Annotated in this window: 24 protein-coding genes and 1 pseudogene; 5 read left to right on the top strand and 20 right to left on the bottom strand. The window is 58.7% G+C overall.

The genetic code is table 11. The annotated features are described in order from the left end of the window. Positions 1-59 precede the first annotated feature (59 nt). Entirely contained in the window at positions 60-512 is a 453-nt protein-coding gene (locus tag ACWNZ1_RS07295; protein ID WP_135844793.1) for a MarR family winged helix-turn-helix transcriptional regulator, read from the bottom strand. A gap of 62 nt (positions 513-574) precedes the next feature. Here ACWNZ1_RS07295 and ACWNZ1_RS07300 point away from each other — a divergent pair, with 62 nt between their 5' ends. From ACWNZ1_RS07300 to ACWNZ1_RS07310, 3 genes are all read left to right on the top strand, one after another. Further along, positions 575-1,135: a PaaI family thioesterase gene (locus tag ACWNZ1_RS07300; protein ID WP_256452583.1), complete on the top strand. Its 561-nt coding sequence runs from the start codon at positions 575-577 to the stop codon at positions 1,133-1,135. Positions 1,136-1,203: 68 nt separating this feature from the next. Beyond that, positions 1,204-2,208: an aldo/keto reductase gene (locus tag ACWNZ1_RS07305; protein WP_256452582.1), complete on the top strand. Its 1,005-nt coding sequence runs from the start codon at positions 1,204-1,206 to the stop codon at positions 2,206-2,208. A gap of 254 nt (positions 2,209-2,462) precedes the next feature. Continuing rightward, positions 2,463-3,272: an isocitrate lyase/PEP mutase family protein gene (locus ACWNZ1_RS07310; protein WP_256452581.1), complete on the top strand. Its 810-nt coding sequence runs from the start codon at positions 2,463-2,465 to the stop codon at positions 3,270-3,272. A 269-nt stretch (positions 3,273-3,541) separates the two neighbouring features. Here the strand turns inward: ACWNZ1_RS07310 and ACWNZ1_RS07315 are convergent, their stop codons facing one another. The 11 genes and pseudogenes from ACWNZ1_RS07315 to ACWNZ1_RS07365 all read right to left on the bottom strand — a co-directional run bounded on the left by ACWNZ1_RS07315 (position 3,542) and on the right by ACWNZ1_RS07365 (position 13,135). After that, positions 3,542-5,083 (bottom strand): amino acid ABC transporter permease/ATP-binding protein, encoded by a 1,542-nt coding sequence (locus ACWNZ1_RS07315; protein WP_456027528.1) that lies wholly within the window; start codon positions 5,081-5,083, stop codon positions 3,542-3,544. A 49-nt stretch (positions 5,084-5,132) separates the two neighbouring features. Further along, positions 5,133-5,930, bottom strand: a complete 798-nt coding sequence (locus ACWNZ1_RS07320; protein WP_135844788.1) for a transporter substrate-binding domain-containing protein — start codon at positions 5,928-5,930, stop codon at positions 5,133-5,135. 23 nt (positions 5,931-5,953) lie between these two features. Then, entirely contained in the window at positions 5,954-7,003 is a 1,050-nt protein-coding gene (locus tag ACWNZ1_RS07325; RefSeq protein WP_265072946.1) for an isopenicillin N synthase family dioxygenase, read from the bottom strand. After that, positions 6,996-7,853 carry a sugar phosphate isomerase/epimerase family protein gene (locus tag ACWNZ1_RS07330; RefSeq protein WP_256452579.1) on the bottom strand — a complete coding sequence of 286 codons (858 nt, stop codon included), beginning with the start codon at positions 7,851-7,853 and terminating at the stop codon, positions 6,996-6,998. Before ACWNZ1_RS07330 ends, ACWNZ1_RS07325 begins: the two co-directional genes overlap by 8 nt. A gap of 462 nt (positions 7,854-8,315) precedes the next feature. After that, positions 8,316-9,539: an organoarsenical effux MFS transporter ArsJ gene (gene arsJ, locus ACWNZ1_RS07335; protein WP_256452578.1), complete on the bottom strand. Its 1,224-nt coding sequence runs from the start codon at positions 9,537-9,539 to the stop codon at positions 8,316-8,318. Between the two features lie 9 nt (positions 9,540-9,548). Continuing rightward, positions 9,549-10,553, bottom strand: coding sequence for an ArsJ-associated glyceraldehyde-3-phosphate dehydrogenase (locus ACWNZ1_RS07340; RefSeq protein ID WP_135844784.1), 1,005 nt, complete (start codon positions 10,551-10,553; stop codon positions 9,549-9,551). Positions 10,554-10,743: 190 nt separating this feature from the next. Beyond that, complete coding sequence (arsH, locus tag ACWNZ1_RS07345) at positions 10,744-11,460, bottom strand: arsenical resistance protein ArsH (RefSeq protein ID WP_135844783.1); 717 nt, start codon at positions 11,458-11,460, stop codon at positions 10,744-10,746. Positions 11,461-11,526: 66 nt separating this feature from the next. Then, positions 11,527-11,997, bottom strand: a complete 471-nt coding sequence (locus ACWNZ1_RS07350; RefSeq protein ID WP_135844782.1) for an arsenate reductase ArsC — start codon at positions 11,995-11,997, stop codon at positions 11,527-11,529. Between the two features lie 27 nt (positions 11,998-12,024). Next, positions 12,025-12,396: a metalloregulator ArsR/SmtB family transcription factor gene (locus ACWNZ1_RS07355; protein ID WP_456027529.1), complete on the bottom strand. Its 372-nt coding sequence runs from the start codon at positions 12,394-12,396 to the stop codon at positions 12,025-12,027. 8 nt (positions 12,397-12,404) lie between these two features. Beyond that, a pseudogene (locus ACWNZ1_RS07360) lies at positions 12,405-12,494 on the bottom strand (arsenate reductase ArsC); the annotation flags it as partial. A 329-nt stretch (positions 12,495-12,823) separates the two neighbouring features. Then, the gene (locus ACWNZ1_RS07365) at positions 12,824-13,135 is read right to left on the bottom strand and encodes a hypothetical protein (protein ID WP_406822753.1); all 312 of its coding nucleotides are present in this window, start codon (positions 13,133-13,135) and stop codon (positions 12,824-12,826) included. A 272-nt stretch (positions 13,136-13,407) separates the two neighbouring features. Here ACWNZ1_RS07365 and ACWNZ1_RS07370 point away from each other — a divergent pair, with 272 nt between their 5' ends. Beyond that, positions 13,408-14,130 (top strand): hypothetical protein, encoded by a 723-nt coding sequence (locus ACWNZ1_RS07370; protein ID WP_456027530.1) that lies wholly within the window; start codon positions 13,408-13,410, stop codon positions 14,128-14,130. Between the two features lie 561 nt (positions 14,131-14,691). Here the strand turns inward: ACWNZ1_RS07370 and ACWNZ1_RS07375 are convergent. From ACWNZ1_RS07375 to ACWNZ1_RS07390, 4 genes are read right to left on the bottom strand one after another with little or no spacing between them, the layout of a single operon-like run. Continuing rightward, on the bottom strand, positions 14,692-15,528 hold the full coding sequence (locus tag ACWNZ1_RS07375; protein ID WP_256452576.1) for a sugar phosphate isomerase/epimerase family protein: 837 nt from the start codon (positions 15,526-15,528) through the stop codon (positions 14,692-14,694). A gap of 1 nt (position 15,529) precedes the next feature. Continuing rightward, positions 15,530-16,771 (bottom strand): NAD(P)/FAD-dependent oxidoreductase, encoded by a 1,242-nt coding sequence (locus tag ACWNZ1_RS07380; protein WP_256452575.1) that lies wholly within the window; start codon positions 16,769-16,771, stop codon positions 15,530-15,532. Positions 16,772-16,780: 9 nt separating this feature from the next. Next, entirely contained in the window at positions 16,781-17,101 is a 321-nt protein-coding gene (locus ACWNZ1_RS07385) for a MocE family 2Fe-2S type ferredoxin (protein WP_135844774.1), read from the bottom strand. 36 nt (positions 17,102-17,137) lie between these two features. Beyond that, positions 17,138-18,226 (bottom strand): fatty acid desaturase family protein, encoded by a 1,089-nt coding sequence (locus ACWNZ1_RS07390; RefSeq protein ID WP_256452574.1) that lies wholly within the window; start codon positions 18,224-18,226, stop codon positions 17,138-17,140. A 162-nt stretch (positions 18,227-18,388) separates the two neighbouring features. Here ACWNZ1_RS07390 and ACWNZ1_RS07395 point away from each other — a divergent pair, with 162 nt between their 5' ends. Beyond that, a complete protein-coding gene (locus ACWNZ1_RS07395; RefSeq protein WP_280944837.1) occupies positions 18,389-19,438 on the top strand; it encodes a LacI family DNA-binding transcriptional regulator in 1,050 nt (349 codons plus the stop codon). A 358-nt stretch (positions 19,439-19,796) separates the two neighbouring features. Here the strand turns inward: ACWNZ1_RS07395 and ACWNZ1_RS07400 are convergent, their stop codons facing one another. The 4 genes from ACWNZ1_RS07400 to ACWNZ1_RS07415 form a co-directional block, all read right to left on the bottom strand. Then, positions 19,797-20,366 carry an NADPH-dependent FMN reductase gene (locus ACWNZ1_RS07400; RefSeq protein ID WP_239548659.1) on the bottom strand — a complete coding sequence of 190 codons (570 nt, stop codon included), beginning with the start codon at positions 20,364-20,366 and terminating at the stop codon, positions 19,797-19,799. A gap of 9 nt (positions 20,367-20,375) precedes the next feature. Then, positions 20,376-22,778 (bottom strand): efflux RND transporter permease subunit, encoded by a 2,403-nt coding sequence (locus ACWNZ1_RS07405; RefSeq protein WP_456027531.1) that lies wholly within the window; start codon positions 22,776-22,778, stop codon positions 20,376-20,378. Beyond that, positions 22,775-23,869 (bottom strand): WD40/YVTN/BNR-like repeat-containing protein, encoded by a 1,095-nt coding sequence (locus tag ACWNZ1_RS07410; RefSeq protein ID WP_041020401.1) that lies wholly within the window; start codon positions 23,867-23,869, stop codon positions 22,775-22,777. Before ACWNZ1_RS07410 ends, ACWNZ1_RS07405 begins: the two co-directional genes overlap by 4 nt. An 87-nt stretch (positions 23,870-23,956) precedes the next feature. Continuing rightward, complete coding sequence (locus tag ACWNZ1_RS07415) at positions 23,957-25,309, bottom strand: DUF1329 domain-containing protein (RefSeq protein WP_456027532.1); 1,353 nt, start codon at positions 25,307-25,309, stop codon at positions 23,957-23,959. Positions 25,310-25,317: the final 8 nt, after the last annotated feature.

Here is a 25,317-nt window from a genome sequence, read left to right on the forward strand (position 1 = left end):
CTCTGCTCCGTTTCCTATTTCGTCACACGTTGTTTGGGAAACGGCCAATCGTCTACCAGTCAGTCCGTACAAGTTTCAGGCTCATCATCAAGGCACTCGATACATGCATCCAGCAATTCATGGAGCGCCGCAACGCGATGCACGCCGAGTCGCTCATTAAGTGCCAATTGCGCCTCTTTCCAGGCGCGCCGCCCTTCGGCTTGCTTTGCCAGTCCTGCTTCGGTCACTTGGACAAGGCGGCTGCGCGCGTCGCCACCTGCCCCGACCGTCAACCAGCCTTGAGCGACCAGTGGCTGCATATTCCGTGTCAACGTCGAAGCCTCCATTTGCATTCGCCTAGCCAGGTCGCTCGGGCGAATGGGACCCAGTCTGACGACGTGTGACAACAATGAGTACTGCGTGTTTTTTAATCCGGACTCGGCGATATAGCGATCGTAGTGACGCGTCACCATGCGATTGAGCTGGCGAATCTTCAGATTGGTGCAACCCTGTGGCTTGGTCATATTTTTCATGTTATAGATTGTATCTACAAGTATTGCATATACAAGTATTTAGAATGAGGAAGGAGTTCGTGATGCAGGCTGACCAGGTCGTTGCTCGGTGGGAGGAAGAGGAAAAAGCGATTCGTGCCCGTTGGAACACCTCCCACACCGCAACGCACAAACAGATCACCAGCCTGACAGGCATGGAGTTGTTCGAGGCAATTTTTGCCGGGCAACTACCGCCCGCCCCAATCGGCGATACGCTCGATTTCCTGCCCATTCACATGGAACCAGGCACAGCGGTCTTCCAAGGTCGACCGCAACGAAGGCACTACAACCCGCTGGGAACCGTGCACGGCGGTTGGTTTTCCACGCTGCTCGATTCGGCGGTGGGTTGCGCCGTGCATTCGACCTTACCCGCAGGCAAGGGCTTCACTACGCTGGAGCTGAAAGTCAACATGGTCCGCGCCTTGACCGACGCGGTGCCGCTAGTACGCGCCGAGGGAAAGTTGATCCATGCAGGAAGTCGGATTGCCACGGCCGAAGGCCGAATCGTTGGCCCCGACGGCAAGCTGTACGCGCACGCCACCACGACCTGCTTGATCTTCGATTTCCCTGCACCTTCCCCGAGGCGTCCATATGAGCAAGCCTGACATTGTTCTCTGCGCTGCGGTCTGAACTGAGCAACCTCGTGGTTCCGCCTCGATCAACGGAGAAAGTCATGAAATACACATCCTTTGGCAAAACCGGCCTGCGGGTTTCGCAGGTGGCGCTCGGCACGGGCAACTTTGGCACGGGTTGGGGCCATGGCGCCGATCCCGATACCAGCAAAGCAATCTTCAACGCCTATGCCGAGGCTGGAGGCAATTTCATCGATACAGCGGATGTCTACCAGTTCGGACAATCGGAGGAACAGATCGGCAGCCTGCTGGAGGGGCGGCGCGAAGATTTCGTCATCGCGACGAAGTACAGCAACGGCGCGCAGCCGAATGCCAATAGGCTGGTCACCGGCAACAGTCGCAGGGCCATGGTCGCCTCCGTGGAAGCGAGCCTGAAGCGACTCAAGACGGATCGGATTGACATTTACTGGGTGCATCATCCCGATGGCCTCACGCCAGCCGAGGAAATCGTCCGTGGCTTCGAGGACTTGGCACGCGCGGGCAAGATCCTCTATGCAGGCCTTTCGAACTTCGCCGCCTGGCGACTCGCCCGTGCAGTGACCCTGGCCGAACTGACTCGTACTGTTCCCATCGCGGCTGCGCAGTTCGAGCACAGCCTGGTTCATCGCGAGCCCGAAGCCGACCTGTTCCCGGCATCGCACGCGCTGGGCCTTGGTATCGTCACGTGGTCGCCGCTGGGCGGCGGCATGCTGACGGGCAAGTACCGCCAAGGGGAGAAAGGTCGTGCCGAAGGTTTGGGCGGCCGGGTGTTCCAGCCGGAGAATTCGGCGCAGCGTACGCACATCCTCGACACCGTCATTGCCATCGCGGGCGAGATCGGCGCCAGTGCGGGTCAGGTCGCCATTGCCTGGGCAGGCACCCACGGGGCAGTGCCGATCATCGGGCCACGCTCAATGACCCAGCTCACCGACAACCTCGGCGCGCTGTCGCTTGAGCTTTCTTCCGAGCACATCAGCCGCCTCGATACAGCAAGCATCCTGACACCCTCGGCGCCAGCGCGGACGGTAATCCCCTGGGCCGAGCGCGCGGATCGGATCGTGGCATAGTGCGGTACTCGGCTAGAAGTGCCTATTGAAAGCGCGGTGTCGGTTGTGCGACGGTGCATCAGCATCCCTTCGGACACCAACTCGGCCAAGGCACTGTCCGCCTACACTTAAAAACAGTGCTCCCCTCCAAGACTCCCTTGCGCAGACATTGCATACCGCCAGCAACCACTTACCTGATTTAATCATTGTGATAGCCCTGCCTAAGACGCCGCCCTTGTCATTAAAAACATAACGTTCAAAGGAGTTGAATTGTCATGAGCACACTGGATAACGCTTTTCACAGCCTGCATCAGAATGGACTACTGGTCTTGGCCAATGTGGCCGATGCGGGCGGTGCGCGCATCGTCGAACGCTTGGGCGGCAAGGCTGTAGCGACCAGCAGCGCGGCCATGGCCTGGTCGCATGGTTATCAGGATGGCAACAAGCTGCCTCTCGACCTGCTGAGTACCACCGTCAAGTCGATGGTACGGGTGCTCAGCGTACCGCTCACGGTGGATATCGAAGGCGGCTATTCGGATGACCTGGAGCGGGTCGGCCAAGTGATTGACGCCGTCATCGCCGCTGGGGCGGTCGGGATCAACATCGAAGACGGCCTGGGCTCTCCAGAGCTGCTTGTCCGCAAGATCGACGTCGCGAGGAAGGTGGCGAACCAGGCGGGCGTCAAACTGTTCATCAACGTACGGACCGACGTCTACCTGAAAAACCTGTTCCCTGCCGAACAACGCCTGAAGGAACTCCTCAAGCGCAGCGCACTGTATGCCAGCAGCGGGGCGGATGGTCTGTTTGCCGCTGGCGTGGTCGATTCGAACGAAATTGCCACCATCTGCCGGGACACCAAACTACCAGTCAACCTGTTGTCCCGGGACGGACTGCCCTCCCCCGACGAATTGAAGCGTCTGGGCGTCAGACGACTCAGTGCGGGCTCCAGCATCGCCGAGTTTCTGCACGGCGCCATGGGAGCATTGGTCCGCAGTTTCTTGGACAACGGCCAACTCGACACCCAAACCTTGAAAGCCCACACATACGGCGAATTGAACGCTTTGATGGCGGCGAAAACCGAGTGATGCTGCCCCGCGGACGAGGCCAAACGCCAGTCTGAATTGCAAGTGTCTAGTTCTGAAATAGGCTTACACCGGTTTCAGGGCTAGGACCACCGAAAGCAACGGCCTCCAAACCTGTACGGACACAGCTAACTTGTGCCCAGAGAATGGGCGAGTCCATCGACCTGTTTTGCCAGGGTTTCAAGGGTGAAATGTTCGATCGCGCGGGCACGCCTTGGCCCGAGAGCGATGTGCCCACGATAAAGCGGATCGTGCGACCAAACGCGCTCAATTCAGCCCATCAACAGACAACGCTCCTCCTCTGATTCTTCCAACCCGATAAACCGTCGCACCCGTTGGGCGCCATGCCCTTCGCGGATCGCCTGTGGCGAGGCATCCAGCTGCACGTTGCCGTTTTCCATGAAAATCACCCGGTCAGAGATCGACAGGGCAAACTCCATTTCGTGAGTGACAATCAGCAGGGTCATGCCTTCGCGAGCCAGGTCGGCGATCACCGTAAGTACCTCGCCGACCAGTTCCGGGTCCAGCGCCGAAGTCGGTTCGTCAAACAGCAGGATGTCCGGGTCCATGGCCATGGCCCGGGCGATCGCCACACGTTGTTGCTGGCCGCCAGACAGTTGATGCGGATATTTGTGAACGTGGGCCAGCAGGCCGACCTTGTCGAGCAGTTGGCAGGCCCGTTGCTCGCTCAGTGCGCGGCTGACGCCATGATAACGAGGGGCGAGGCTGATGTTGTCCAACAGTGTCCGGTGCGGAAACAGGTTGAAGTTCTGGAACACCATGCCGATGCGCTGTACGCCCTGACGAACCCGAGAGCCATCCGGTTTGTCCTCGGCATTAATGAAGCCCTCCCCGAACAACAGAATTTCACCCTGATCGATGCGTTCCAGGCCATTAATGGTGCGGATCAACGAGGTCTTGCCGGAGCCGGACGGGCCGATGATGGAAATCACCTGGCCGCTTTGCACCTTCAGGTCGATGCCCTTGAGCACATGATGATCGCCGTAGCGTTTGTGCACGTCCCGCAGGTGCAGGGCCGGGGCCGCACCTTTGGCTGGGGGGCTGATCTTGCTCGATACCCTAGGTGCCAGACTGTCACGCAGCACTTGTGTCGAGGCGCTCTCCAGGGTTTGCGGTGTACGCAGGTTCAGGTCCAGGTAACGTTCCAGACGCTGCAAGGCGAAGCCAAACACTGTAACGATCAGCACGTAGTACAGGCCCACCGCAGCCAGGGTCTCCATAACCAGAAAGTTCTGGGCATACAGACGCTGGCCGACAGTCAGCAGTTCGGTCAGTGAAATCACCGAGATCAACGAGGTCAGTTTGACCACCGTGATGTATTCGTTAATCAACGTCGGCAGTGAGATACGAAACGCTTGAGGAATGACGATCAGCCGCTGCACGCCAAGCAGCCCGAGCCCCAGGGCACGGCCCGCTTCCTTCTGGCCCTTGGCGATCGAAATCAGCCCACCACGATGAATTTCTGCCATGTAGGCGGCCTCAGTGACCACCAGTGCCAAGAGACCGGAATAAAATGGCACCGACAGCACCGGCCCGGCACCGGGCAGCAACTGCGGCAGGTTGTAGACGAAGACCACCAGCACCAGCAGCGGAATGCTGCGAAAGAACCAGATGTAGAGTGATGCGGGGATGCGCAGCCAGCGCACGCTCGACAGTTTGGCCGATGCCAGGACGAAACCCAGCAGCATGCCCAGAAACCAGGCCAGGGTGCTCAGCTCGATGACGGTCAGGCTCGCCGCCCAGAAGTCAGCCAGGGTGAACAGCGAAAAAAAGTAATCCCAATCGAATTGCATAGACACCTCGCGCAAGCCGCGCCCCCGATCGAGGGCGCGGTTTCAGGCATTACTCAGAGACCGGTTCCAGGTCATACGCCTTGAGAATGGCGGCGTACTCGCCGTTGGCCTTGCTCTCAGCCAACGCCTTGACCAGCGCCTGATAGGTCGCGTCGGCGTCTTTCTTGACGTAGATGCCCAAAGTTTGCGGGTAAACCAACTTCTGCGAGCTGACGATCACACGGCCGTTGGTACGCTGAGCGATCATGTGCGCGGCGCCGGCAATTTCCACTTGAGCCTGGATGTTCTTTGACAGCAGCGCCTGCGTCACCTCGGGTGCCGAGGGAAACTCACTGACGGTGATGGCGCCCTTGTTGTTCGGGACGCAGTAGTCGCTGGACAACTGACGGAACTTGCCGACCCAGGTGGTGCCCTGCTCCAGCCCGACTTTCAGGCCACACAGGTCTTCGGGAACCTGCGGGTTCAACTCACTGCCCTTGGGCACCATGATCGCCGCGCCGGTGTTGGCATAAGCAATGGTCCGGGCCTGGGCCTGGCGCTCCGGGGTGATGTACATGCCGGAGATGATTGCGTCGTAATGCCCGGCGTTGAGGCCGTTGAGCAGATTGGGAAACTTGGTATCGACGAAGTTGGCCTTGACCCCCATTGCCTTGGCCAGGGAATGGGCCAACTCCGGATCGGAGCCGACCACATTCTTGTTGGCGTCATAGGACTCGAACGGTGGGTAGGTGATTTCCATACCGACCTTCAATACACCCGGGGTCGCGGTGCTGGCGAAGACGGCACTGGCACAGAACAGACTAGCGGCGAGCAGACTCAGTCCGGTCAAGGCGTAGGGGGTTTTCATGATGGGAAGCTCCGTTGGTTTTTTTAGGAATGAGTGGCAGTGTTTTTCAGGCGACCGAAGCTCGATGGCTTGCGGGCTCGGGACGGCAGTTCAAGCTCGCCGTTCTCGACGCGTTTGCGCAGGTATTGATAGGTCTGCAGGGCTTGACTCCACATGTGTTCACCAATCGTCAGCGCCTCGTAGACCTGAGCGTCATTGATGAACGCCGGCAACGGCTTGATCAGCGTGTGGTAGTCGCAGGCGTAAAACAGCGGGAAGCTATAGCGCTCCTGAGCCACCTTGCGCACTCGGTGAGCGGTGGCCACAAAGGTCCCAGCGGTCATGACTTCCAGCATGTCGCCGATGTTCACCACAAACGCACCGGGCATTGGCGGTGCATCGATCCACTGATCCTGGTCGTTCAGCACCTCCAACCCCGGCTGATCGGCGTGCAGGATGGTGAAGCACTCGTAGTCGGTATGCGCGCCGATGCCTGGAGCATCCACGGCAGTGGCGTCGAAGGGGTAATGGATCAGCCGCAGCTTGGAAGGCGGACGGGTGACCAGTGCGTCGAAGTAGCCCTCTTCCAGGCCAAGGGCCAGGGCGAAACCATCGAACAATCGGCGGCCCAGGGCAAACACGGCCTGATAGTAATGTTGTACTGCTGCCTGAAAACCCGGCACGTCGGGCCAGTGGTTCGGGCCCAGCAGCGGCGTTCGACTCAGGAATAGCGGATCATCCACCGGCACTTCGAAACCGATGTCGAAGGCCTCTTTGTGGTCCGGCTTGCCCTTGGAGTACACCTCCTCACCTTCGGGCACGAAGCCCTTGTGGCTTTCCGAGGCGCCGATGTAATGGCGCATCTTGGTCTCCAGGGGCTGCGCGAAATAATCCTTGCTCGCCTGGCGCAGGCCCTCGATCAGTGCCGGATCAATGCCGTGCCCGGTGATGTACAGAAACCCCACATCGCTGGCGGCACGACCCAGTTGCTCGGCCACGGCGAGGCGATGCTCCAGTTCGATACTGAAGAGGCCGGCGATGTTCACCACTGGAATGCGATTGAAGTTGGCCTGGGTCAGCGAAGTCTTATTCATCGTGGGCTCCTTCACAGGTAAAACGGTTGAAGTGTTCGCGCTCGGTTCGCGCCATCCACTGGTTCAAGGTCCAGAGATCGGCCACCGGCATGTTGGTGAAGGGCAAGTGATGCAGATACCCGTCGGCACCGAACTCCGGGGTCAGGGTGCTGACTGCATAGCCGCGCTGAAATTGAGAAGCCCAGACCGCCTCCCAGTGGCGCTGGTGAAACACCAGTTCACGGGCATACTCCGGGGCTCCGGGATGGGGCACTTGCGGGCCCTGGTCATAACCGACCCGAGCTTGAATGTGATGAACGCGCTCGACGAAGGACGACAGATCGTCGGCCGGGTCGTCCAGTAATCGCTCACAGCACACCACCCAATGGCTGATGTCACTGGTGAAACGCAGTTCCGGCAGTTGGCGAATCAGTTCCAGAGTCACCCAAGGGCTGAACAGGGAGCGGGCGCGGTGAGTCTCGAAACTGCAGAACACCCCATGCCTGGCGGCCAGCTCCAGGGCCTGACCGAAGAACTCGACCTGCTGCGCCAGGGGCCAGCGATCATTGCCTGCGAGCAGATTGACGAAACGGGGGGTCAGCTCCGTGGCCCAGCCGAGCTTACGATCGATGTCGACCAAGTGCTGGGCAGGCGTGGCGCGCTGATCAGGCAAAACATCGTAAGCACTAAACAGGGTGCAGATGTAGGGGACGTGATTGCTGCGTAGGAAAGCGCCGAACTCGCCACGCTCATTGGCCCGCAGTGGCAGGCGTGTTTCGATCCCATCGAAACCGGCGGCGAGCAATTCATCCAGGGCGGATGCATGGCTGGCGGTATAGCCCCATAAGGTACGGAAAATCTCTAGCTTCATGCATTCCTCTCGACTGCGTCGGGCCACTGGCGGATTGGGCGGGTGGCGTTGCTGGGCAGTCGAAAAGGGGCTGTTGCGGGCTGCTTCTCTGATGGCGGCAGTCCCATGTGGAGGATCCTAAGGCCATCGTGACAAATGATTGAATAGGCTGTAGCAAATAGTTAGTTCAGAAATCCATGAACTAACGCTGGCGAGTTTCGCGGGAACGAGTGAATCCGTAGACGCCAAATCGTCCGACATCAACAGCACCGCATGCGCCAACACGCTACGAACAGCAATGCCCATGCTTTCTTCAAGCTGCTCACCGACCCAGGGCTACTGCGAGGTATGCAATTAACCAATGTCATGCTCAATGCGGGATTGCAGCCCGTGCGCAAGGACGACGAAGTTGCGCGAAAACAATACAGTCGATCGCCACACAACCACTGACATTGGGAAATCCCAGACACAAAAAAAAGCCACTCAAATGAGTGGCTGGGCATGCCTTGGTAATGCGATGGAAATAAGGGCGGCCAGCAATACGAACACGCTCGAGATCCACAAGCACGCCTCCAGACCGTACAGCTGATAAACCCAGCCGGAGAGCACGGTGCCAATCAGTCGTCCCATGGCGTTGGACATGTAGTAGAAACCCACGTCCAGGGATACGCCGTCTTCGTTGGCATAGGACACGATCAGGTAGCTGTGCAGGGACGAATTCACCGCGAACAACGCGCCAAAGACCATGAGGCCGCCTAGCAGTACCGTCTGTGGTGACCACCCGCTGTCGAGCCCAAGCGCAATCAAGGCTGGTAGGCCCGCCAGCGCAAGTGCCCACACAAAAGCTGCTCGACCATCCGGTACACGCCCACTTTTCTTGCCGGTGATGTTGGGTGCGAAGGACTGCACAATACCGTAGCCAATCACCCAGGCCGCCAGGAAGCCGCCAACCTTCCAGAAATCCCAGCCGAACACGCTGCTCAGGTACACCGGCAAGGCCACCACGAACCAGACATCCCGGGCGCCGAACAGGAACATCCGCGCCGCCGAAAGGATGTTGACTGCCCGGCTTTTGGACAAGATATCGCGAAACTTGGGTTTGGCTTTTGCCTTGCCCAGGTCCCTCTTCAACAAAATCACGCTGCTGATCCAGATCAGCGCCAGGACACCCGCCATGGCCAGCAAGGCGCCTTTGAAGCCGATCAGGGCCAGCAAGGCTCCACCAAGAAAGAAGCCGACGCCCTTGAGTGCGTTCTTCGAGCCGGTGAGGACAGCCACCCATTGATAGAGCTTGCCTTGCTGCCCATCGGGGACCAGCAGCTTGATCGAGCTTTTGGCGCTCATCTTGTTCAGGTCTTTGGCAATCCCAGAGAGCGCCTGGGCACCCATTACCCAGGGGATGGTCAGCCAGGCAACCGGAACCGTGAGCATCAGCAGCGCTGCGACCTGGATGCCCAGCCCGATGTTCATGGTCCGGTTAAGACCCAGTCGAGCGCCGAGATAACCCCCCACCAGGTTGGTGATCACGCCAAAGATTTCGTAAAACAGAAACAATGCGGCGATTTGCAGTGGGCTGTAGCCCAACGCGTGAAAGTGCAGCACCACCAACATGCGCAGGGCGCCGTCGGTGAGGGTGAAGGCCCAGTAGTTGCCCGTCACGAGCAGGTACTGCCGAACTTCCGGTGCGAGGGCTGACAAGGCTTTCATGACCGCTCCTCAGACTGCCAGACCGACCAGCCTGGCCAATTCGACGGCGCGGTTGGCATAACCCCATTCGTTGTCGTACCAGGCATAGAGTTTGACCTGGGTGCCATTGATGACCATGGTCGACAGCGCATCGATGATCGATGAACGCGGGTCGGTGCGGTAATCGATGGACACCAACGGACGCTCCTCAAAACCGAGGATATCTTTCAGTTCGTTCTCGGAAGCGTCCTTGAGGAACTGATTCACTTCTTCGACAGTGGTAGCCCGCTCGACTTCGAAGACACAGTCGGTCAGCGAAGCGTTGGCCAGCGGCACCCGCACGGCGTGACCATTCAGGCGTCCACGCAGCTCCGGGAAGATTTCGGCGATGGCGGTGGCCGAGCCCGTGCTGGTCGGAATCAGGCTCATGCCCGAAGCACGTGCACGACGCAGATCCTTGTGCGGCTGATCGAGGATGCTTTGGGTGTTGGTCAGGTCATGGATGGTGGTGATCGAGCCGTGGCGAATGCCCAGCTTTTCGTGGATGACTTTCACGACGGGGGCCAAACAGTTGGTGGTGCACGAAGCCGCGGTGACGATGCGGTGCTGCACAGGATCGAACAGGTGCTGGTTGACGCCCATGACAACGTTCAACGCGCCCGGCTCTTTCACCGGAGCGCAGACCACTACACGCTTGACGCCCTGATCCAGGTAGCCCTGCAACACCGCCACGGTTTTCATCTTGCCGCTGGCCTCGATCACCAGATCGCAGCCCGACCAATCTGTCTCGGCAATCGCCTTGTTGGCCGTTACTTTGATCCGTTTACCGTCGATGACGACGTTGTCGCCGTCGGCGCTGGCTTCGTTGTTCCAACGGCCATGCACCGAGTCGAAGTTGATCAAGTGCGCATGGGTCACCGCGTCGCCCGCTGGATCGTTGATCTGCACGAATTCGAACTCAGGCCAATTCCAGGCTGCCCGCAGAGCAAGGCGACCGATCCGGCCAAAACCATTGATACCAATTTTAATAGTCATGTCGTTGTGCTCTGTCTCTGTTGTCAGTGGGCGTTCGACTGGACGTCGAAACGGCCGATGTATTCAATGTGGGCTGGAGGCTGGATGGCACGCGGACGCAACGCCGCAGAGGTAGAAGTTCTTTGGCCTGCCTTGAAAAATGCGGCACAAGGCTCGTTCCAGCCGAAAACGGTGACGCGCGCCCCCCCTTTCAAATCGACCGCTGGTTAACACGCTTCATCAGTTCCTCTGCCGACTCCTTGCGCTCGGAATAACGATCCACCAGATAGTCCTGACGGTCACGAAGTAGCAGCGTGAATTTCACCAACTCCTCCATCACATCCACGACACGGTCGTAGAACGCAGAAGGCTTCATCCGGCCGTTATCGTCGAACTCCATATAGGCTTTTGGCACGGACGATTGATTGGGGATGGTGAACATACGCATCCAACGCCCCAGCACTCGCAACTGATTGACCACGTTGAACGACTGCGAGCCGCCGCACACTTGCATCACCGCAAGGGTCTTGCCCTGAGTCGGTCGCACCGCGCCCATGGCCAGTGGCACCCAGTCGATCTGCGCCTTGAACACAGCGCTGATGTTTCCGTGACGTTCTGGAGAGCACCAGACCTGCCCCTCGGACCACAACACCCAGTCACGCAGCTCCTTCACGCGTGGATGGTCGTCGGGGGCGTCATCGGGCAGTGGCAAACCTGACGGATTGAAAATCCGCGTCTCGGCGCCGAAGAGCTCCAACAGTCGAGCGGCCTCCTCCACCAGCAGACGACTGAAGGAGCGCTCACGAGTGGACCCGTACAGCAGCAAAATGCGTGGCTTGTGGATGGAGATTTTTTCGATGCCGAGTTTGTCTGTCGAAGGTAGATCGATCAGTTCAGTATTGAGTTGGGGGATGTGGTCATCGTACATAGTCATTGTCCTGCGCAATGGCGCTCTTGGAGTCATCGAACCAGCGGCGTTTCATTGCTCCTGTGGTTACAGCGTGCCAATGAGAGCCAGCTCTGCCTTGAGCTGCTCGGCACTCAGTTGAGAAAGCGGTAGAGCCAGGAAGGCTTGGATGCGGGTTCTGATCTGCTCCAGGGTGACTTCAAACGCCGCCTCTATCTCTTCTTGAGTTCCGTGGTATTGCGAAGGATCAGCCAACCCCCAATGGGCCTTGGTGGCCGGCCCGAAAAATACAGGACATGCCTCCCCGGCAGCCTTGTCGCACACCGTGATGACGAAATCAGGTGCCAAGCTCATATGGGCATCACTGGACTTGCTGAACAGCCCGGACGTCGAGATACCAGCCTTTTCCAACGTTTTGAGACTCAGCGGATGCACTTCGCCTTTGGGTTGACTGCCTGCGCTGTAGGCTTTCATGCCGTCAGCTGCCAAGTGATTGAAGACCGCTTCACAAAGGATGCTGCGGCAGCTGTTGGCAGTGCAGAGAAAAAGGATTTTCATCGAGCGGTCTCGTCGTCGAGGGCGGAATCAAGCGACCTTGTTTTCACAGCACACGGCTGCACGTTCAGGACGGTCACCCATTTCATCAAGGCGTTTGGCATCAGGGCTTAACCAATGCTTGTTGCTTTCGAACGTAGTTGTCAGCACTTGATGAACCCAATCGGGGAGATTTGGGTGCAGCCGGTAATAAACCCATTGGCCTTGGCGGCGATCCGAAAGCAGACCGCACGTGCGCAACTGCGCCAGGTGCCTGGAGATTTTTGGCTGACTCTCGTTCAACGCGCAGGTCAGTTCGCAGACACAAAGCTCCCCTTCCCGAGTGATGAGCAACATGGTGCGGACACGGGTTTCATCAGCCAGGCATTTGAAAACAGTGGTGGGTGTCAGATGGTCAGCCATGTCGATTCTCAGCGTTTGGTTTTCACCAAGACGAACATCTTGATGCGCTCATGAATTTCATGAAGCGTGTGGCGAAATGCGTCGGGCCTGGACTGTGAGCGGGCAGCGTTGACGGTACAAACGAACAGAACTCGGGCTTTGCTGGTCATCGTGAAGATCTCAGCTCACATACGGTTTTCCGAATATATGTTTTTATGCATACACGGTAAAGCCCTACGGCAAAGAAAACGCTGTAAAAATCGACTCCTGCCAATAACGCCACTCTTAAGCCCAGTATTTACGGGGCTAACAGAATATTCATCAGCAGAAAGCCCCATGCGCATCTGGATAGTCGAATATATGAATTTTGTAATAAGTCTGTCATACACTTGAGGGTAGCCTCGGCTCCGATCCAACCAACCTGGAGCTTGAAAATCGATAACCGGCATCAAGCGAACAGCGGGGCCGATGCATTGTCGATGAAGCGCATCAAGCCAGGAATGATGTGAGAAGCATCTGGCCCGACACCCCTAAGGGTGGCCGAGGCGAAGTTACGCTGCTTCGGTAATCCCACAAAATACAAACCCGGCATATGCTCCGCCTGCCCGTTACGTTGCCTCAGGCGTTCATTGCCCGCCACGTGCAGACCTGCCAAAAAACCAAGGTTCGGACGAAACCCGGTCGCGAAAACCAGACTGTCCACTTCAGTGTGCTGCCCATCAGCCCAGATCACACCCGTTGACGTTACCTCCGCGAACATCGGCTAGCGCTCAAAAAGTCCCTGCTTTATGGCTCGACGATAGGTGCCGTCATCCAGCACAGGGGTACTTTGATCATTCAGCCAACGAGTCTGTTGCTGGCGGGCGCGATCCTGCTGGCTGAACGGCTCATCGCTGCCAAAACGCCGCGCTGGAACTGACCGTTTAAAACAAGGCTTCACGTATGCAATCCGTCTGGACCTTCCCTTCCACCCTCATGTTTTTTCATAGGCCGTCGATACCCTGCTAATTCAGACGTTCAAGGAATGACGACATGACCCTTTCAATCAATTCTGTATTTATCCGGCCATCAGCCGCTCAGTTGAGCCAAACCAGCCAGCCATTGACCACCCCCCCCCTCGGTGAAGACTTGCTGAAAACCAAGGTCAACATCAATCCGGCGGCAATTTACCATCCCATCAATGAAGCCCCCGCGCCGAGCCCGGAAACGGAATCGATCGAGAGCATGATCGCGCGCACCCAGTCGCCGGATTACCCGCAAATTGCCGAGGGGCACAAAAGCGCCCATCAATCGCTGAAACTCTCTTTCGAAGAGTTCCAATCAGCGTTGGCTCACACCGATCCGGATCTCGCCGACAAGAAATTTGGCTTCACCATCGAAGCGGATGGCAGCCTCAAGGTTCTCGACAGTTCACGCCAGCTCAGCGCTTCCGACATGGATCGGCTGAACGAGCTGTTGAATGCTTCCAGTGAGTTGAAATCGGCAGCGAGCAGCTACCGCGACGCCTCCATCGCCCTGGTGGCCGCCGACGCTACGTGGGGTGGCAACTTTATGGGTGGGTACATTCTGAACAAGGACAACTTCGCCAACACCATCGATCTGGGTGCCCTATTCCTTAAAAAAGGGACAACCCCAAACGCTGAGACCCTGAACGGCTTCTTCTCCTCCCAGCTGTGGAGCAAGGGCGAGCGGATGACGCATGAAACAGTCACCCAGATGCCCGTAGGCGCCAATAAGGTCGACGTGACGGTTTGACTGGCAAGTTCTTGGAACTCACGCTACTTCACAGCGCGCGATGGATCCGCTTGATGGGAAACCAAAGATTGACACTGACTTCCGCTAGTTAGCGGGTTGTATCAATTTGGATCTTTGTGCCCCTGGCCTTCAGAACTTGCCCAGTGCACATATGGATTCCCCCCAAGACTGAATCGCCACTGGTTTCGTAGACGCCTTCAAGCCTCAAGGGAGGTCTGCCAAGTCCTCGGAACGTCCGCTTTTGGCCGAGGCTGTGTAAAAACGTTTTAGGGCTGGTTCAGCGGTCAAAAACAGAACGAAAATTCTGAGTGGCTTTTTTCTGAATCCTGGAGGGAAACGAGACTCTTATCTGGTGTCCGACCCATTGAAATCTAAGGGGTTTCTTTTCTTGCCGAAGCAGGAAAAGACTTAATCCCGGACTTGTTTTTGAGGTGTATCAAGGGTCAATAAAGGGTGGCTTCGGACTATGCGATTTGAAACACCCCAACAACGGTTTTCCAATCTGGACCTCTCTGGTTTTATCCACGTATACAGACCATCACAACCCATCATGCATTATGATCAGCGCCCCGCCTGACACTCATCCCAAACACCCCGCATCAGCTCCTTCAGCAGCAACGCCTCGCCCCAGCGATCCGTTATATCGCGCCCATCACGCCCCGTGATCGCATAGGGTGGCGGGCCAAGCTCGCAAGTGAAGGACAGGCTCGCGGGTGTGTTCGGTCGCGCCAGCCAGTCCTTGATTCCGTAACGCCACCAGCCCAAAAACCGGTCCAACCAAGGGCGATGCTGGGCGAAGGTCAAGGGCACCTGGACCTGCTCACTATTAGCGACCCGCCCGTGAAACCCCCAACTGTGTCGCAAGATGGTGTGAATCTGTTCGTCGTCTTCGGCAGTGGCCGACTCAGGCAGTTCGCGGCTCACAACGTAATGGGACAAGTCAGCCAACAATTTGAGGTCGGGCATCTGCGCAAGCAAGTCGAGGGTGAACAACAGGTCACTGGTGAGACGATAGCGGTGGGTTTCCAGCAGGATCGGAAAGTCCACCTGCTCGGCCAGACGCTGCCAGCCTTCGATCAGTGTGATCGCCTGTGCCAGCGTGCGCGGCCGGACGTCGGCTTGCAGCGTGAGGTGATGGCAGCCGTAGCGGGAGGCAACCTCAAGCGCTTGCGCCAAGTCACTCACGGTGCGGGGAAACAGTTGACCTTCGATTTGCAGGCCTTGCGCCTTGGCAGCGGCATGCAGACGTTCGGCCTGTGGCGCGATCCAGAAATGGTCGGTGATCCCATCGAAGCCAGCAGCGGCAATCTTCTCCACCTGCGCCTCAAGGGAAAGATCGCATTGACCACGGTGATCTTGCATGGCCCACAGGGACTGGAATACCAGGAATTCACGCATGTCATGGCCTTAGCAGATGTTTGAGCGACACATCGGCGTCGGCCAATGCGTCCACAGAGAGTGGGGTCAAGTTGGCAATCAGCCGTTCACACAACTTGATGTCCTTGGCAACGCTGTTGCCCTGCCCCCAACCGCAGGCGCCTTGCAAACGTCGCTCGGCATCCAGGTAGAACAGCAGCAGACCACCGCCTGCCAAGGTGCGAACGGCCGAAGGTGGCGTCGGTGAGATCACGCCCACCGTCTGCAAGCCCCAGTCGTACTGATCAGACCAGAAGCCGGGAACACCCTCGAACGGCAACTCGCCGCCCAACAGATTCAATGCCGCGTGACGGCCCTGGGTCTCGGCATTGCGCCAGGTTTCCTGGCGCTGGAATAACCCGTCGGCGTGCAGGCGAAACTCACACACATCGCCGGCGGCAAAGATGTCTGGCGCGCTGGTGCGCAACTGGGCATCGACTCGAATTCCCTGGCCCACCTCAAGCCCCCCCGCCGCGGCCAATTCGATGTTGGGTTGCATGCCGATACCGACCACCACCCAGTCACAGGGCAGCACCTGGCCGTCCACCAGTTGCACCGCCTCAGCGCGTTCGATGCCTTGTACAATTTCAAGCGCTACGTTCAGCCGCACGTCCACGCCCTGTTGCCGATGCAACTCCAACAAGGCCTGGGATACGGCTTCAGGCAAGACTCGCCCGGCCAGTCGTGGCCCGGCTTCCAGCAACGTCACCTGACAGCCCAGGGTTCGGGCCGTTGCCGCGACTTCGAGGCCGATAAAGCCACCGCCGACAATCACCAGGCGCGTGCCGGGCCTCAATGCGCTGCGCAGGGCCAGGGCTTCGTCATGGGTGCGCAGGTAAAGCACGTTGGCCAGAGATTCAGGCACCTGGGGCAAGCGACGCGCTCTGCCTCCGGTCGCCAGCAGCAATCGGCTGTAGGACAGCCAACGTCCGTCGGTCAATTGCAGGCGGTGGTGCTGCGGATCCAGACTTTTTACCGGGTTGCCCGCCAAGTGGTCGATGTTCAGTTCCGTGAGCCGGCTCTCCCCCCACAGGCTGCAATCGTCCAGGTCCATCGTGCCCTGCAGCAAGCCCTTGGACAGCGCAGGACGCTCGTACGGCCGATGGAGTTCATCGCCGATCAGGATCAGCCGACCGGTATAACCCTGCTCGCGCAAGGTCAGCGCCGCGCGGCCACCGGCATGGCCGGCGCCGACGATAATCAGTGGAGCATTCATGGCGTGCACTCCTGGCGGTCAAGCCGAAATGGCGAGCAGAACCCGCCCCCCGTCGACCCGTACCGGATAGGTCTTGAGATTGACGCACACTGGCGCCCCCAAGGCTTTGCCGTTGCGATAGTCAAAGCGCCCGTTGTGCTTGGGGCACTCGATGACGTGGTCCATCACCAGGCCGTCAGCCAGGTGGATCGACTCGTGAGTACACAGGCCAGCAGTGGCGAAAAACTCGTTATCGGCAGAGCGGTAGACGGCATAGGTGTGCGAACCGTGGTCGAAGCGAATGACGTCTTCTTCATTAATTTCGCCCACGGCGCATACATCGATCCATTGATCGTTCATGGCGTTTTCTCTTGTTCGGGATGCAGTTGGAGGGTGTCAGACCAGCGTGACTTCAGCCTGTGGATGAGCACCAGCGGCAGGCCTTGAGTTACCGACGGGGCGCCGCACGAAATACGTCGGGTCCTTGCGCTGCTTCAAGAGGGTCGGAATGATTTCCTTGAAGGCCTCGCCGATGTTGGCGTAAGGCGGCGGGCAGTCGTGGCGGATCTCTTCATGGAGTTGCGCCAGGGCGTGGTACGGCACCATCGGGTACATGTGGTGCTCAAGGTGATAATTCATGTTCATGTACAGAAAGCGCAGCACCCGGTTCATATAGATGGTGCGGCAGTTGCTGCGGTGGTCCAGCACGTCTTCCGCCAGGCCCACATGTTGGGTGAGGCCAAACAGGTAAGACAACCAGCCGCCATACAGGATGGGCAGGCCGATATACATCAGCGGCAACCAGCTGTGCAGGTAAAGCGCCGCGCCAAAGACAACGGCGTAAATCGCGAGCCAGATACGGGCCGCCAGGAACACCTTGGACCATTCGGACTCAGGGATAAACGTCTGTTCCTGGGCATCCATTTTGCCAACCGCGTGCCGGCACAGGCCTCCCATCGTCTTCAGCAGCAACGGGATCTGGAACAGGCTCAGCAGCATCATGAACAAGCTCGGTGGACGCGGTTCGACGATTTCCGGATCGCGGCCGACGACGATGGTGTCGGTATGGTGCCGGGCATGGCTCCAGCGCCACACATGGGGCTCGAACATGCACATGAAGCTCGCCACCTGGTAGAGCGCATCATTCATCCAGCGGGTCTTGAAGGCGGTGCCGTGACCGGCTTCATGCCAGCGCGGGTTGGAGGCGGTGGCGTACAAAACTCCATACGCCAGGAAAAACGGCACACAAGCCCAAGTGCCCCAGAACCAGTAGCCGCCGAAGCCGGTGACCACCAGGGTCAGCAGCCAGATGGCGGTGTCGAGCAAGGCCGGGCCGTCGCGGCGCTGCATCAGTTGCTTCATGCGTTGACGGGAAATGGGCGACTGGTACCAACTGGCCGATACAAGACCTTTTTCGGCCGCGCGGGCGGCTTCAGGGCCGGTCAGGCGATAGTCCCGGGGAGAGGCTGTGTTGTCTTGAGGCATTGTTATTGTTCTCCGCAAGCGTGAGAGGTCAGGTGCTTTGCGTAAGAAAATATAGAGAGCGTGGAAGGTGCCCTCAAGGTCTTGAATACATTCCCTATCAAGCTATCATCCAGCTCCTGCGGGGCTTGATAGTTTTCTATCAAGACGCTTTGAAGGCTCATCATGAATAACAATAAACGCCCCACCATCGCCACGGTCGCCGAACACGCAGGCTTAAGTGTCGCCACCGTCGACCGCGTGCTCAACGCTCGCGCCCCGGTTAATCCGGCCACTGCCGAACAGGTGCTTCAGGCCGCCGAAGCCGTGGGTTATTTTGCCGCGCGGCTGATCGGCCAGCGCATTCTCGAGCGCCGCCCCACGTACCGTTTCGGCATCCTGCTGCTGGGCACCGCCCAGGCGTTCTACGCCAACCTGGCCCAAGCCATCACTCAGGCCGCGCAGCGCCAGGCCCGGGCCAACCTGACCTGCCAATTCGAATACGTTTTTGATCGCACCCCCAGCGCCATCATTGCCCAGATCGAACAGTTGGCGGTGCAGTGCGACGGCCTGGCGGTGGTCAGCTTCGCCCACCCGCAGATCAACGCCGCCCTTGCCCAGATTCGCGAGGCCGGCGTGCCCGTGGTGGCACTGCTGTCAGGCATTCATGAGGCAGCGGCCGAGCCCTATGTCGGCCAAGACAATCAGGTAGTCGGGCGCACGATGGGGTGGCTGCTGGCCCGCACCTGTGGCGCGCGCAAAGGCAGCATCGGTGTTCTGCTCGGTGGCCATCGCTTTCTTGGCCACCAGGAGCGGGTCGAAGGTTTGCACAGCTACTTGGCCGAACACGCACCTGGGCTGCGCCCGCTGGAGCCGCTGATCAATCTGGACAACTGCGACATCACCGAAGAAGCAACCCTCGACCTCTTGGTTCGGCATGACGATTTGCGCGGGCTGTGCGTGGTAGGCGGCGGTGGCGACGGGATCATCAACGCCCTGGCGCAACTGCCCAAGCGCCCGGCGCTGTGCTGCATTTTGCAGGAGTCCACCGAGCTGTCACGCCAAGCCCTGGCCCAGGGTTTGGTCGACGTGGTGATCGACTCTCAGCCGCGCCAGACTGCAACGGCACTGGTGGATCTACTGGTGGAATTGCAGACTGCGGAGCAGTTCGATCCTGTGCGTCACCGGGTGCATATTCCGCTGCAGATTGTGACATCGGAGAATTCCCAAAGCTGATGAGCTGGCGGCACAACCTGTTCGGCCCTTGATGGCGCGGTTAACCGCCACTTACTACGGCTTCAGCTGACTTCTGCACATCCAATCCCGCCCCTTCGACGCTCGGCAGCACAGTGGCAGACGGGCAGACCTCCCAGGGTAATTCGCGCGACCTTTCTGCTGATGCCTGTCGGATCTATTTCACAGCCTGGCCAGTGAAACAGGCACAAAAAAAAGCCACTCATCTGAGTGGCTTTTTTCTGAATCTTGGAGCGGGAAACGAGACTCGTATCTAGCGTCCGACCCATTGAAATCTAAGGGGTTTCCGTTATTCCTGAAGCAGGAATGGACTTAATTCTGGACTCGTTTCCAGCAGGCATCAAGAGCAACGTGAACGTCCCCTCATAGGCGCGTTAGCGATCTGCGTGATCAACGCGCCAACGCCATCCAATAAAAAAGCCCGAGCTGATTCGTCCCGTAGCTGCCCCTGATCTATTTTGCTGGTCACGTTGCCGATCACGATCTGCGGATAGACAACCTGCACCGCCTGGATCGCCCAGAGCGTTTCATTGAGCTGTTGATGCGCGCGCACCCCACCCGTGAACGCCGGCGAGGCAGTGAAACTCAATACCGGACAGCCCTGCAGCACCGATTTCCCATGAGGACGGGACAACCAGTCCAACGCATTTTTCAACACGCCGGACATACCGTGGTTGTACTCCGGCGAGCCGATCAATACCCCATCGGCCGCCGCCACGGCGGCGCGCAAGGCAATCACGGCCTGTGGCGCATGAGCGCCATCATCATCCTCGTTATATGGGGGAATACTGTCCAATCCATGGAGCGTCAACCGGACATGCTCAGGCAATCGATCGGCCACAGTACGCAGGATCGCTGTATGTGCCGACTGCCGACGCAGGCTGCCGGACAAGCCCAGGATATTTATCATTACAGTCATTTAAACACTCACAGTTTGTGGCTTGGGCTTGAGGAGAAAATGCGCGAGCGCGGGCACCAGGATCAACGCCCCCACCATGTTCCAGACGAACATGAAGCCCAGCAAAATGCCCATGTCGGCCTGGAACTTGATCGGCGACAGTACCCAGGTGGTCACGGCCACGCCCAAGGTAATCCCGGTCATCACCACCACCTTGCCAGTGGACAACAGTGCCAGGTAATAGGCATCCGACAGGCTGGAACCATTGCGCAGGTTGGCAAGCGTCACGCTGAGGATGTAGAGCGCGTAATCCACACCGATTCCCACCCCCAGCGCAATCACCGGAAGGGTCGCCACCTTCACACCTATATTGAGCCCCACCATCAAGGCCTCGCACAACACAGAGGTCAGCATCAACGGCAACACCGTGCAGACCACCGCACGCCAAGAGCGGAAGGTGATAAAGCACAGGGCGATGACCGCCGCGTACACCATGAACAGCATCTGGATGTTGGAACGCTTCACGACGATATTGGTAGCGGCCTCGATACCCGCGTTGCCCGCCGCGTTCAAGAATTGGATCTGGTCGCTGTCATGGCCTGCCGCGAACTGCTCGACCGTCTGCACCACGCGGGTGAGCGTGTCAGCCTTGTGGTCGGTGAGGTACACGTACACGGTCAACAAGTCGCAGTTCTGGTTGAACAACTCACGGGGGGCGCGGGTGATGATTGCATTCAGGAGCCCCTGGTTACGGGGAATTTCATACCAGGTCATGCTGCCCTCGTTCATGCCGGCGGCGGCCTGCTTGCTCAGCGCCGCCAGCGAGGTGGTGGACACCACGCCCGGCAGCTGCTGCAGTTGCGCCTCCAGGGCGTCCACTGTTACCAACGTCTGATAATTGGCGCAGAAATACTGCGGGGTCTTAACCATCACCACGTACTTGTCGCTGCTAGCGGAGAAGTTGCTGACCATGAAGCGGTTGTCGGTGTTGTAGCGCGACTCGGGACGCAGCTCCGGTGCGCCGGGATTCAAGTCGCCAATCTTGACGTGAAGACTGATGGCAAAGCCCACCGCCCCCAGCACCCCTCCGATGAGGATCGCGCCGGTGGCCCATTTGCGTTCGGTGAAGCGATCCAGGAAGGCCCAGAACGGATGCCGTGCGTGATGGGCGTCCAGCCGGGAAAACCGATCGTTGGCCGCTTCTCGTTGCGCCGCCACTTTGCTCACGCCGGTGTATGACAACAGGATAGGTAGCAGGATCAGGTTGGTAAAAATCAGCGTCAGCACACCAACGGTCGCGGTAACGGCCAGGTCCTGGATCACCGGGATTTTGATGATCATCAACACCGCAAATCCCACGGCGTCCGCCACCAGCGCCATCAGCCCGGTCAAGAACAGCCGGCGAAAGGTGAAGCGCGCCGCCACCAGCTTGTCGGCACCGCGGCCGATGTCTTGCATGATGCCGTTCATTTTCTGGGCGCCATGGCTCAAGCCAATGGCAAACACCAGGAACGGCACCAGGATGGAATACGGATCCAGGTCGAAGCCCAGGGTCGGCAGCAAACCCAGCAGCCAGACCACCGCGATGATCGAGCACAGCAGCACCAGCACTGTGCTGCGCACACAACGGGTGTACCAGAACAACACGAGCCCGCAGATCACCAGGGTCGCGGCGAAGAACAACTGCATTTGCCGCATGCCGTCCATCAGGTCTCCCACCACCTTGGCGAAACCAGTGATGTGAATCTGGATGTCCTGGTTTTCATACTTGGCCCGAATCTGTTCGAGTCGGTTTGACAGTGCGTTGTAGTCCAGCGGAGTACCGTTATCCGAGGTGCTTTCCTGAAGCGGCAGGAGCACGATGCTGGACTTGAAATCGGAGGCCACGAGCTGCCCCACCTCGCCCGAACGCTCGATGTTCTGCTGCACCTGTTCCAGGCTTTTGGCCGAGCCGTCGTAATCGTCCGGGATGACTGGCCCGCCGTCGAAGCCTTCCTCGGTCACGCCAATCCAGCGCGTGGCCGGCGTCCAGAGGGACTTCATGTAGGACCGATCGACACCGGGGAGCAAGAACACTTCGTCATTGATCTTCTTGACCGTTTCCAGGTATGCGGCGCTTAAAATATTGCCCTGCCTGGCCTCGATCGCAATCCGCAAGGTATTGCCGCCCTCTCCCAGCTGGCTGCGGTTTTGCAGATAGTTCTGCACATAGGGGTGATCAGTGGGGATCATTTTTTCAAAGGCGGCATTGAGCTTCAGGCTCAGCGCCTGATAGCCGAGCACCAGGCTGAGCAGCACACAGATGCCCAGCACAATGCTGCGATGATTGAACAGCAATCGCTCGACCAAGGTCCCGGAAGCAGGATCAAACGTCGATGATGCAAGTGCAGGCGAGTGTTCGGCAGAGTGCGTAAAACTGTTCATCGTGACGGCTCCGACGATTCCACTTTCAGGGCGGACGACAGCATGCCCCGCGTGCTGCTGATGATCAGGTCACCGTTCGCCGCTTGCGTCATGCCCGTGAAGTAACGAGGTTGAGATATCTGAAGGGCGGTGGCTTGTGTATCGCCATCGGCAAAACGCAGCACCCGGCCCGATTCGTCTGCCAGCAGGACCGAACCGTCATCAAGACGCAGGCCGCTGGTCAACGTCACCGGCTGCAAGGTGTCGAGGCGCTTCCAGGTCTCGCCGCGATCCCGCGACTCGAAGGCTTTACCACGCAGTCCGAACGCCAGGATCGAATGGTTGTCGGTGACTGCTAGACCGAAGATCGTTCCTTCATAAGGGGGCGGCAGTGCCTCGAAGGACTGGCCCGTGTCGCTGGAACGCAGCAACGTCCCCTGCTCGCCCGTCATGAAGACATCGGTCCCTACCTGCGCGATACCGTAGAGATGCAAACCGTTTGGATTCTCGACGCGGGAGCGAATGGATTGCCAACTGAGCCCGCCGTCATGAGTGACGAAAGCAAGACCATAGGCCCCCACCACCCAACCGTTTCGTGCATCGAGGAAAAGCACGTCGAGCAACGGCTTATCCGGCCCTTCATCCATTAACTGTTGAGCCAGGGACAGACGCTCCGGAGCCTGCCCGTCGGTGTCGCGCCTGGCTTGTTCCAGTTCAATTTCGGCAGCCTGGATGCCGTCGAGCTGTTTCGCCCAGGTCATTCCACCATCCGTGCTGTGCAGGACGATCCCCGCATGCCCGACCGCCCAGCCCTGGTTGTGATCGATGAAACGCACCTTGACCAGCGTCACGCTGACCGGCGAACCGACTTGCCGCCAGGTCGCCCCGTTGTCATCCGAGACGATAATGAAACCTCGCTCGCCCACGGCCACCAACCGCTGCCCTGCCCGGGCCACACTGAGCATGACCGACTGAGTTGCCATCGTGCTGTGGATGGCCGGTTGCTGCGGCAATCCAGTCGTTTGCGCTAAAGCCGCCGAGCCATAAACCATCGTCGCCATCCAAAGACTGGCCAAGAAGGCCTTGATGTGACGCGAATACAAAATAGGCATGTCAGAACCCCGATGATGCCGCTCTCTGGAAGCGATGGGCGTGCACCACCTACAGAGAGCCAACGTTTTAGCCGATTGTCGCGAGGCTTAGCGAACCGACCCGGATGCCACCGACGTTCCGGTGAAGAAGTTTTCGGGTTTGCGCGGTATCACGCTGTAGGTTTCCCCATTCAGGCCCTGGACGACGCTGTAGGTCTTGGCCTGCAGGTTGTAGATCACCACAGGCTTGACCACCACCGCCGGGATGGACGGCACCACGAATGGCAACACCTGGGAAACACGCCACAATTTGCCCTCGGCGTCGTAGCCATCCACCAGCGAGATGGTCCAGCTGTCTTCGTCGATGAAGAATCGGCGCTTGGGCACGGCATGGCGTTTGCCCGGCGCCACCGTGGCTTCCAGCTCCCAGACACGGTGAAGTTCCCAGCGCACTTTGTCGGCATTGAGGTGGTTGGCGGTAAAGGCATCTTCGCGTTTTTCGGCGTGGAACTTGTTGTCGTTATAAGGGATGTACAGTTCTTTCTTGCCCACCAGTTTCCAGTCGTAGCGATCCGGATGACCGATGAAGCCGTGCACCTCATCGAAATAGTTGGCGCCCGAAGCGACGAAGTCCGGGGTGTCATAACCCACGGTAGGCGCCCGCCGCACACGGCGTTGGCCGACCAGATACTGCCAGGCCTCTCGCGGCTGCTGAGCGTTGATGCTGTCATGGGTCACCAGTGATTCCCCAGCCTTGAACGGCGGCTCGCTGGTCAAGAACCGCAGCAGCGCATACTGCCCGGACCATTTATCTGCGGCACCGTCCTTGTAGTAGTACGGGTACTGCCAGTTCTCCACGCCCCGGCTGGCCAGCGTCCGAGTCCCGTCGGCGTTGCCGATGATGTTGGAATAGCCCATCTGTATGGATTCGGCTTCAACCCGCAGCAGGAAATTCCAGATGACCTCATTGCCGTTTTTCGGAATCGGGAACGGGATTCCGCCGTAGCACCCCTCTACTGACAAACCATTGCTGGTGGTCTTGCAATTGGTGGCATTGGCGAAGGTGTTTTGATAGACGCTGTCCGGCGCCGCAGCGCTGCGGTGAGTCGGGTAGACATCAAGGTGGAAGGTGTCGGGGAATTTGGCCAACAGGGCTTTGGTTCCTTCACTCAACTTGTCGGCGTACTGCGCAGCGTTCTTGGCGTTGATCTGCAACAGCGGTTTTTCGCCGGGGAACGGATCGGCGGGTACATCGCCGAACTTGGCCCCGGCGACATCCTTGGTCAAGCCACCGGTCCAGGCCGGAATGGAGCCATCGGCGTTGCCGGCTTTTTCGGCCCCCATGGGTGTCAGCGTGGTCTTGAGCTTCGCCGCCTCGTCAGGGCTGACCGCTGCCAGCGCGGTACCGACAGACAGTGAGATCGACAGAGTGGACAGCAATAGCAGTTTAATTTTTATCATTATCAGGG

The sequence above is a fragment of the Pseudomonas sp. CFBP 5748 genome (genome assembly GCF_053850495.1).

What these genes read in the sequence shown, in the direction of transcription:
- ACWNZ1_RS07320 (WP_135844788.1), bottom strand. Translation starts at nt 5,930, where the DNA reads ATGAAAACCCCCTACGCCTTGACCGGACTGAGTCTGCTCGCCGCTAGT.
- ACWNZ1_RS07355 (WP_456027529.1), bottom strand. Translation starts at nt 12,396, where the DNA reads ATGGCTGACCATCTGACACCCACCACTGTTTTCAAATGCCTGGCTGAT.
- ACWNZ1_RS07330 (WP_256452579.1), bottom strand. Translation starts at nt 7,853, where the DNA reads ATGAAGCTAGAGATTTTCCGTACCTTATGGGGCTATACCGCCAGCCAT.
- ACWNZ1_RS07395 (WP_280944837.1), top strand. Translation starts at nt 18,389, where the DNA reads ATGAATAACAATAAACGCCCCACCATCGCCACGGTCGCCGAACACGCA.
- ACWNZ1_RS07405 (WP_456027531.1), bottom strand. Translation starts at nt 22,778, where the DNA reads ATGAACAGTTTTACGCACTCTGCCGAACACTCGCCTGCACTTGCATCA.
- ACWNZ1_RS07365 (WP_406822753.1), bottom strand. Translation starts at nt 13,135, where the DNA reads ATGTTCGCGGAGGTAACGTCAACGGGTGTGATCTGGGCTGATGGGCAG.
- arsJ (WP_256452578.1), bottom strand. Translation starts at nt 9,539, where the DNA reads ATGAAAGCCTTGTCAGCCCTCGCACCGGAAGTTCGGCAGTACCTGCTC.
- ACWNZ1_RS07310 (WP_256452581.1), top strand. Translation starts at nt 2,463, where the DNA reads ATGAGCACACTGGATAACGCTTTTCACAGCCTGCATCAGAATGGACTA.
- ACWNZ1_RS07410 (WP_041020401.1), bottom strand. Translation starts at nt 23,869, where the DNA reads ATGCCTATTTTGTATTCGCGTCACATCAAGGCCTTCTTGGCCAGTCTT.
- arsH (WP_135844783.1), bottom strand. Translation starts at nt 11,460, where the DNA reads ATGTACGATGACCACATCCCCCAACTCAATACTGAACTGATCGATCTA.
- ACWNZ1_RS07390 (WP_256452574.1), bottom strand. Translation starts at nt 18,226, where the DNA reads ATGCCTCAAGACAACACAGCCTCTCCCCGGGACTATCGCCTGACCGGC.
- ACWNZ1_RS07350 (WP_135844782.1), bottom strand. Translation starts at nt 11,997, where the DNA reads ATGAAAATCCTTTTTCTCTGCACTGCCAACAGCTGCCGCAGCATCCTT.
- ACWNZ1_RS07305 (WP_256452582.1), top strand. Translation starts at nt 1,204, where the DNA reads ATGAAATACACATCCTTTGGCAAAACCGGCCTGCGGGTTTCGCAGGTG.
- ACWNZ1_RS07370 (WP_456027530.1), top strand. Translation starts at nt 13,408, where the DNA reads ATGACCCTTTCAATCAATTCTGTATTTATCCGGCCATCAGCCGCTCAG.
- ACWNZ1_RS07325 (WP_265072946.1), bottom strand. Translation starts at nt 7,003, where the DNA reads ATGAATAAGACTTCGCTGACCCAGGCCAACTTCAATCGCATTCCAGTG.
- ACWNZ1_RS07415 (WP_456027532.1), bottom strand. Translation starts at nt 25,309, where the DNA reads ATGATAAAAATTAAACTGCTATTGCTGTCCACTCTGTCGATCTCACTG.
- ACWNZ1_RS07295 (WP_135844793.1), bottom strand. Translation starts at nt 512, where the DNA reads ATGAAAAATATGACCAAGCCACAGGGTTGCACCAATCTGAAGATTCGC.
- ACWNZ1_RS07400 (WP_239548659.1), bottom strand. Translation starts at nt 20,366, where the DNA reads ATGATAAATATCCTGGGCTTGTCCGGCAGCCTGCGTCGGCAGTCGGCA.
- ACWNZ1_RS07340 (WP_135844784.1), bottom strand. Translation starts at nt 10,553, where the DNA reads ATGACTATTAAAATTGGTATCAATGGTTTTGGCCGGATCGGTCGCCTT.
- ACWNZ1_RS07315 (WP_456027528.1), bottom strand. Translation starts at nt 5,083, where the DNA reads ATGCAATTCGATTGGGATTACTTTTTTTCGCTGTTCACCCTGGCTGAC.
- ACWNZ1_RS07375 (WP_256452576.1), bottom strand. Translation starts at nt 15,528, where the DNA reads ATGCGTGAATTCCTGGTATTCCAGTCCCTGTGGGCCATGCAAGATCAC.
- ACWNZ1_RS07300 (WP_256452583.1), top strand. Translation starts at nt 575, where the DNA reads ATGCAGGCTGACCAGGTCGTTGCTCGGTGGGAGGAAGAGGAAAAAGCG.
- ACWNZ1_RS07385 (WP_135844774.1), bottom strand. Translation starts at nt 17,101, where the DNA reads ATGAACGATCAATGGATCGATGTATGCGCCGTGGGCGAAATTAATGAA.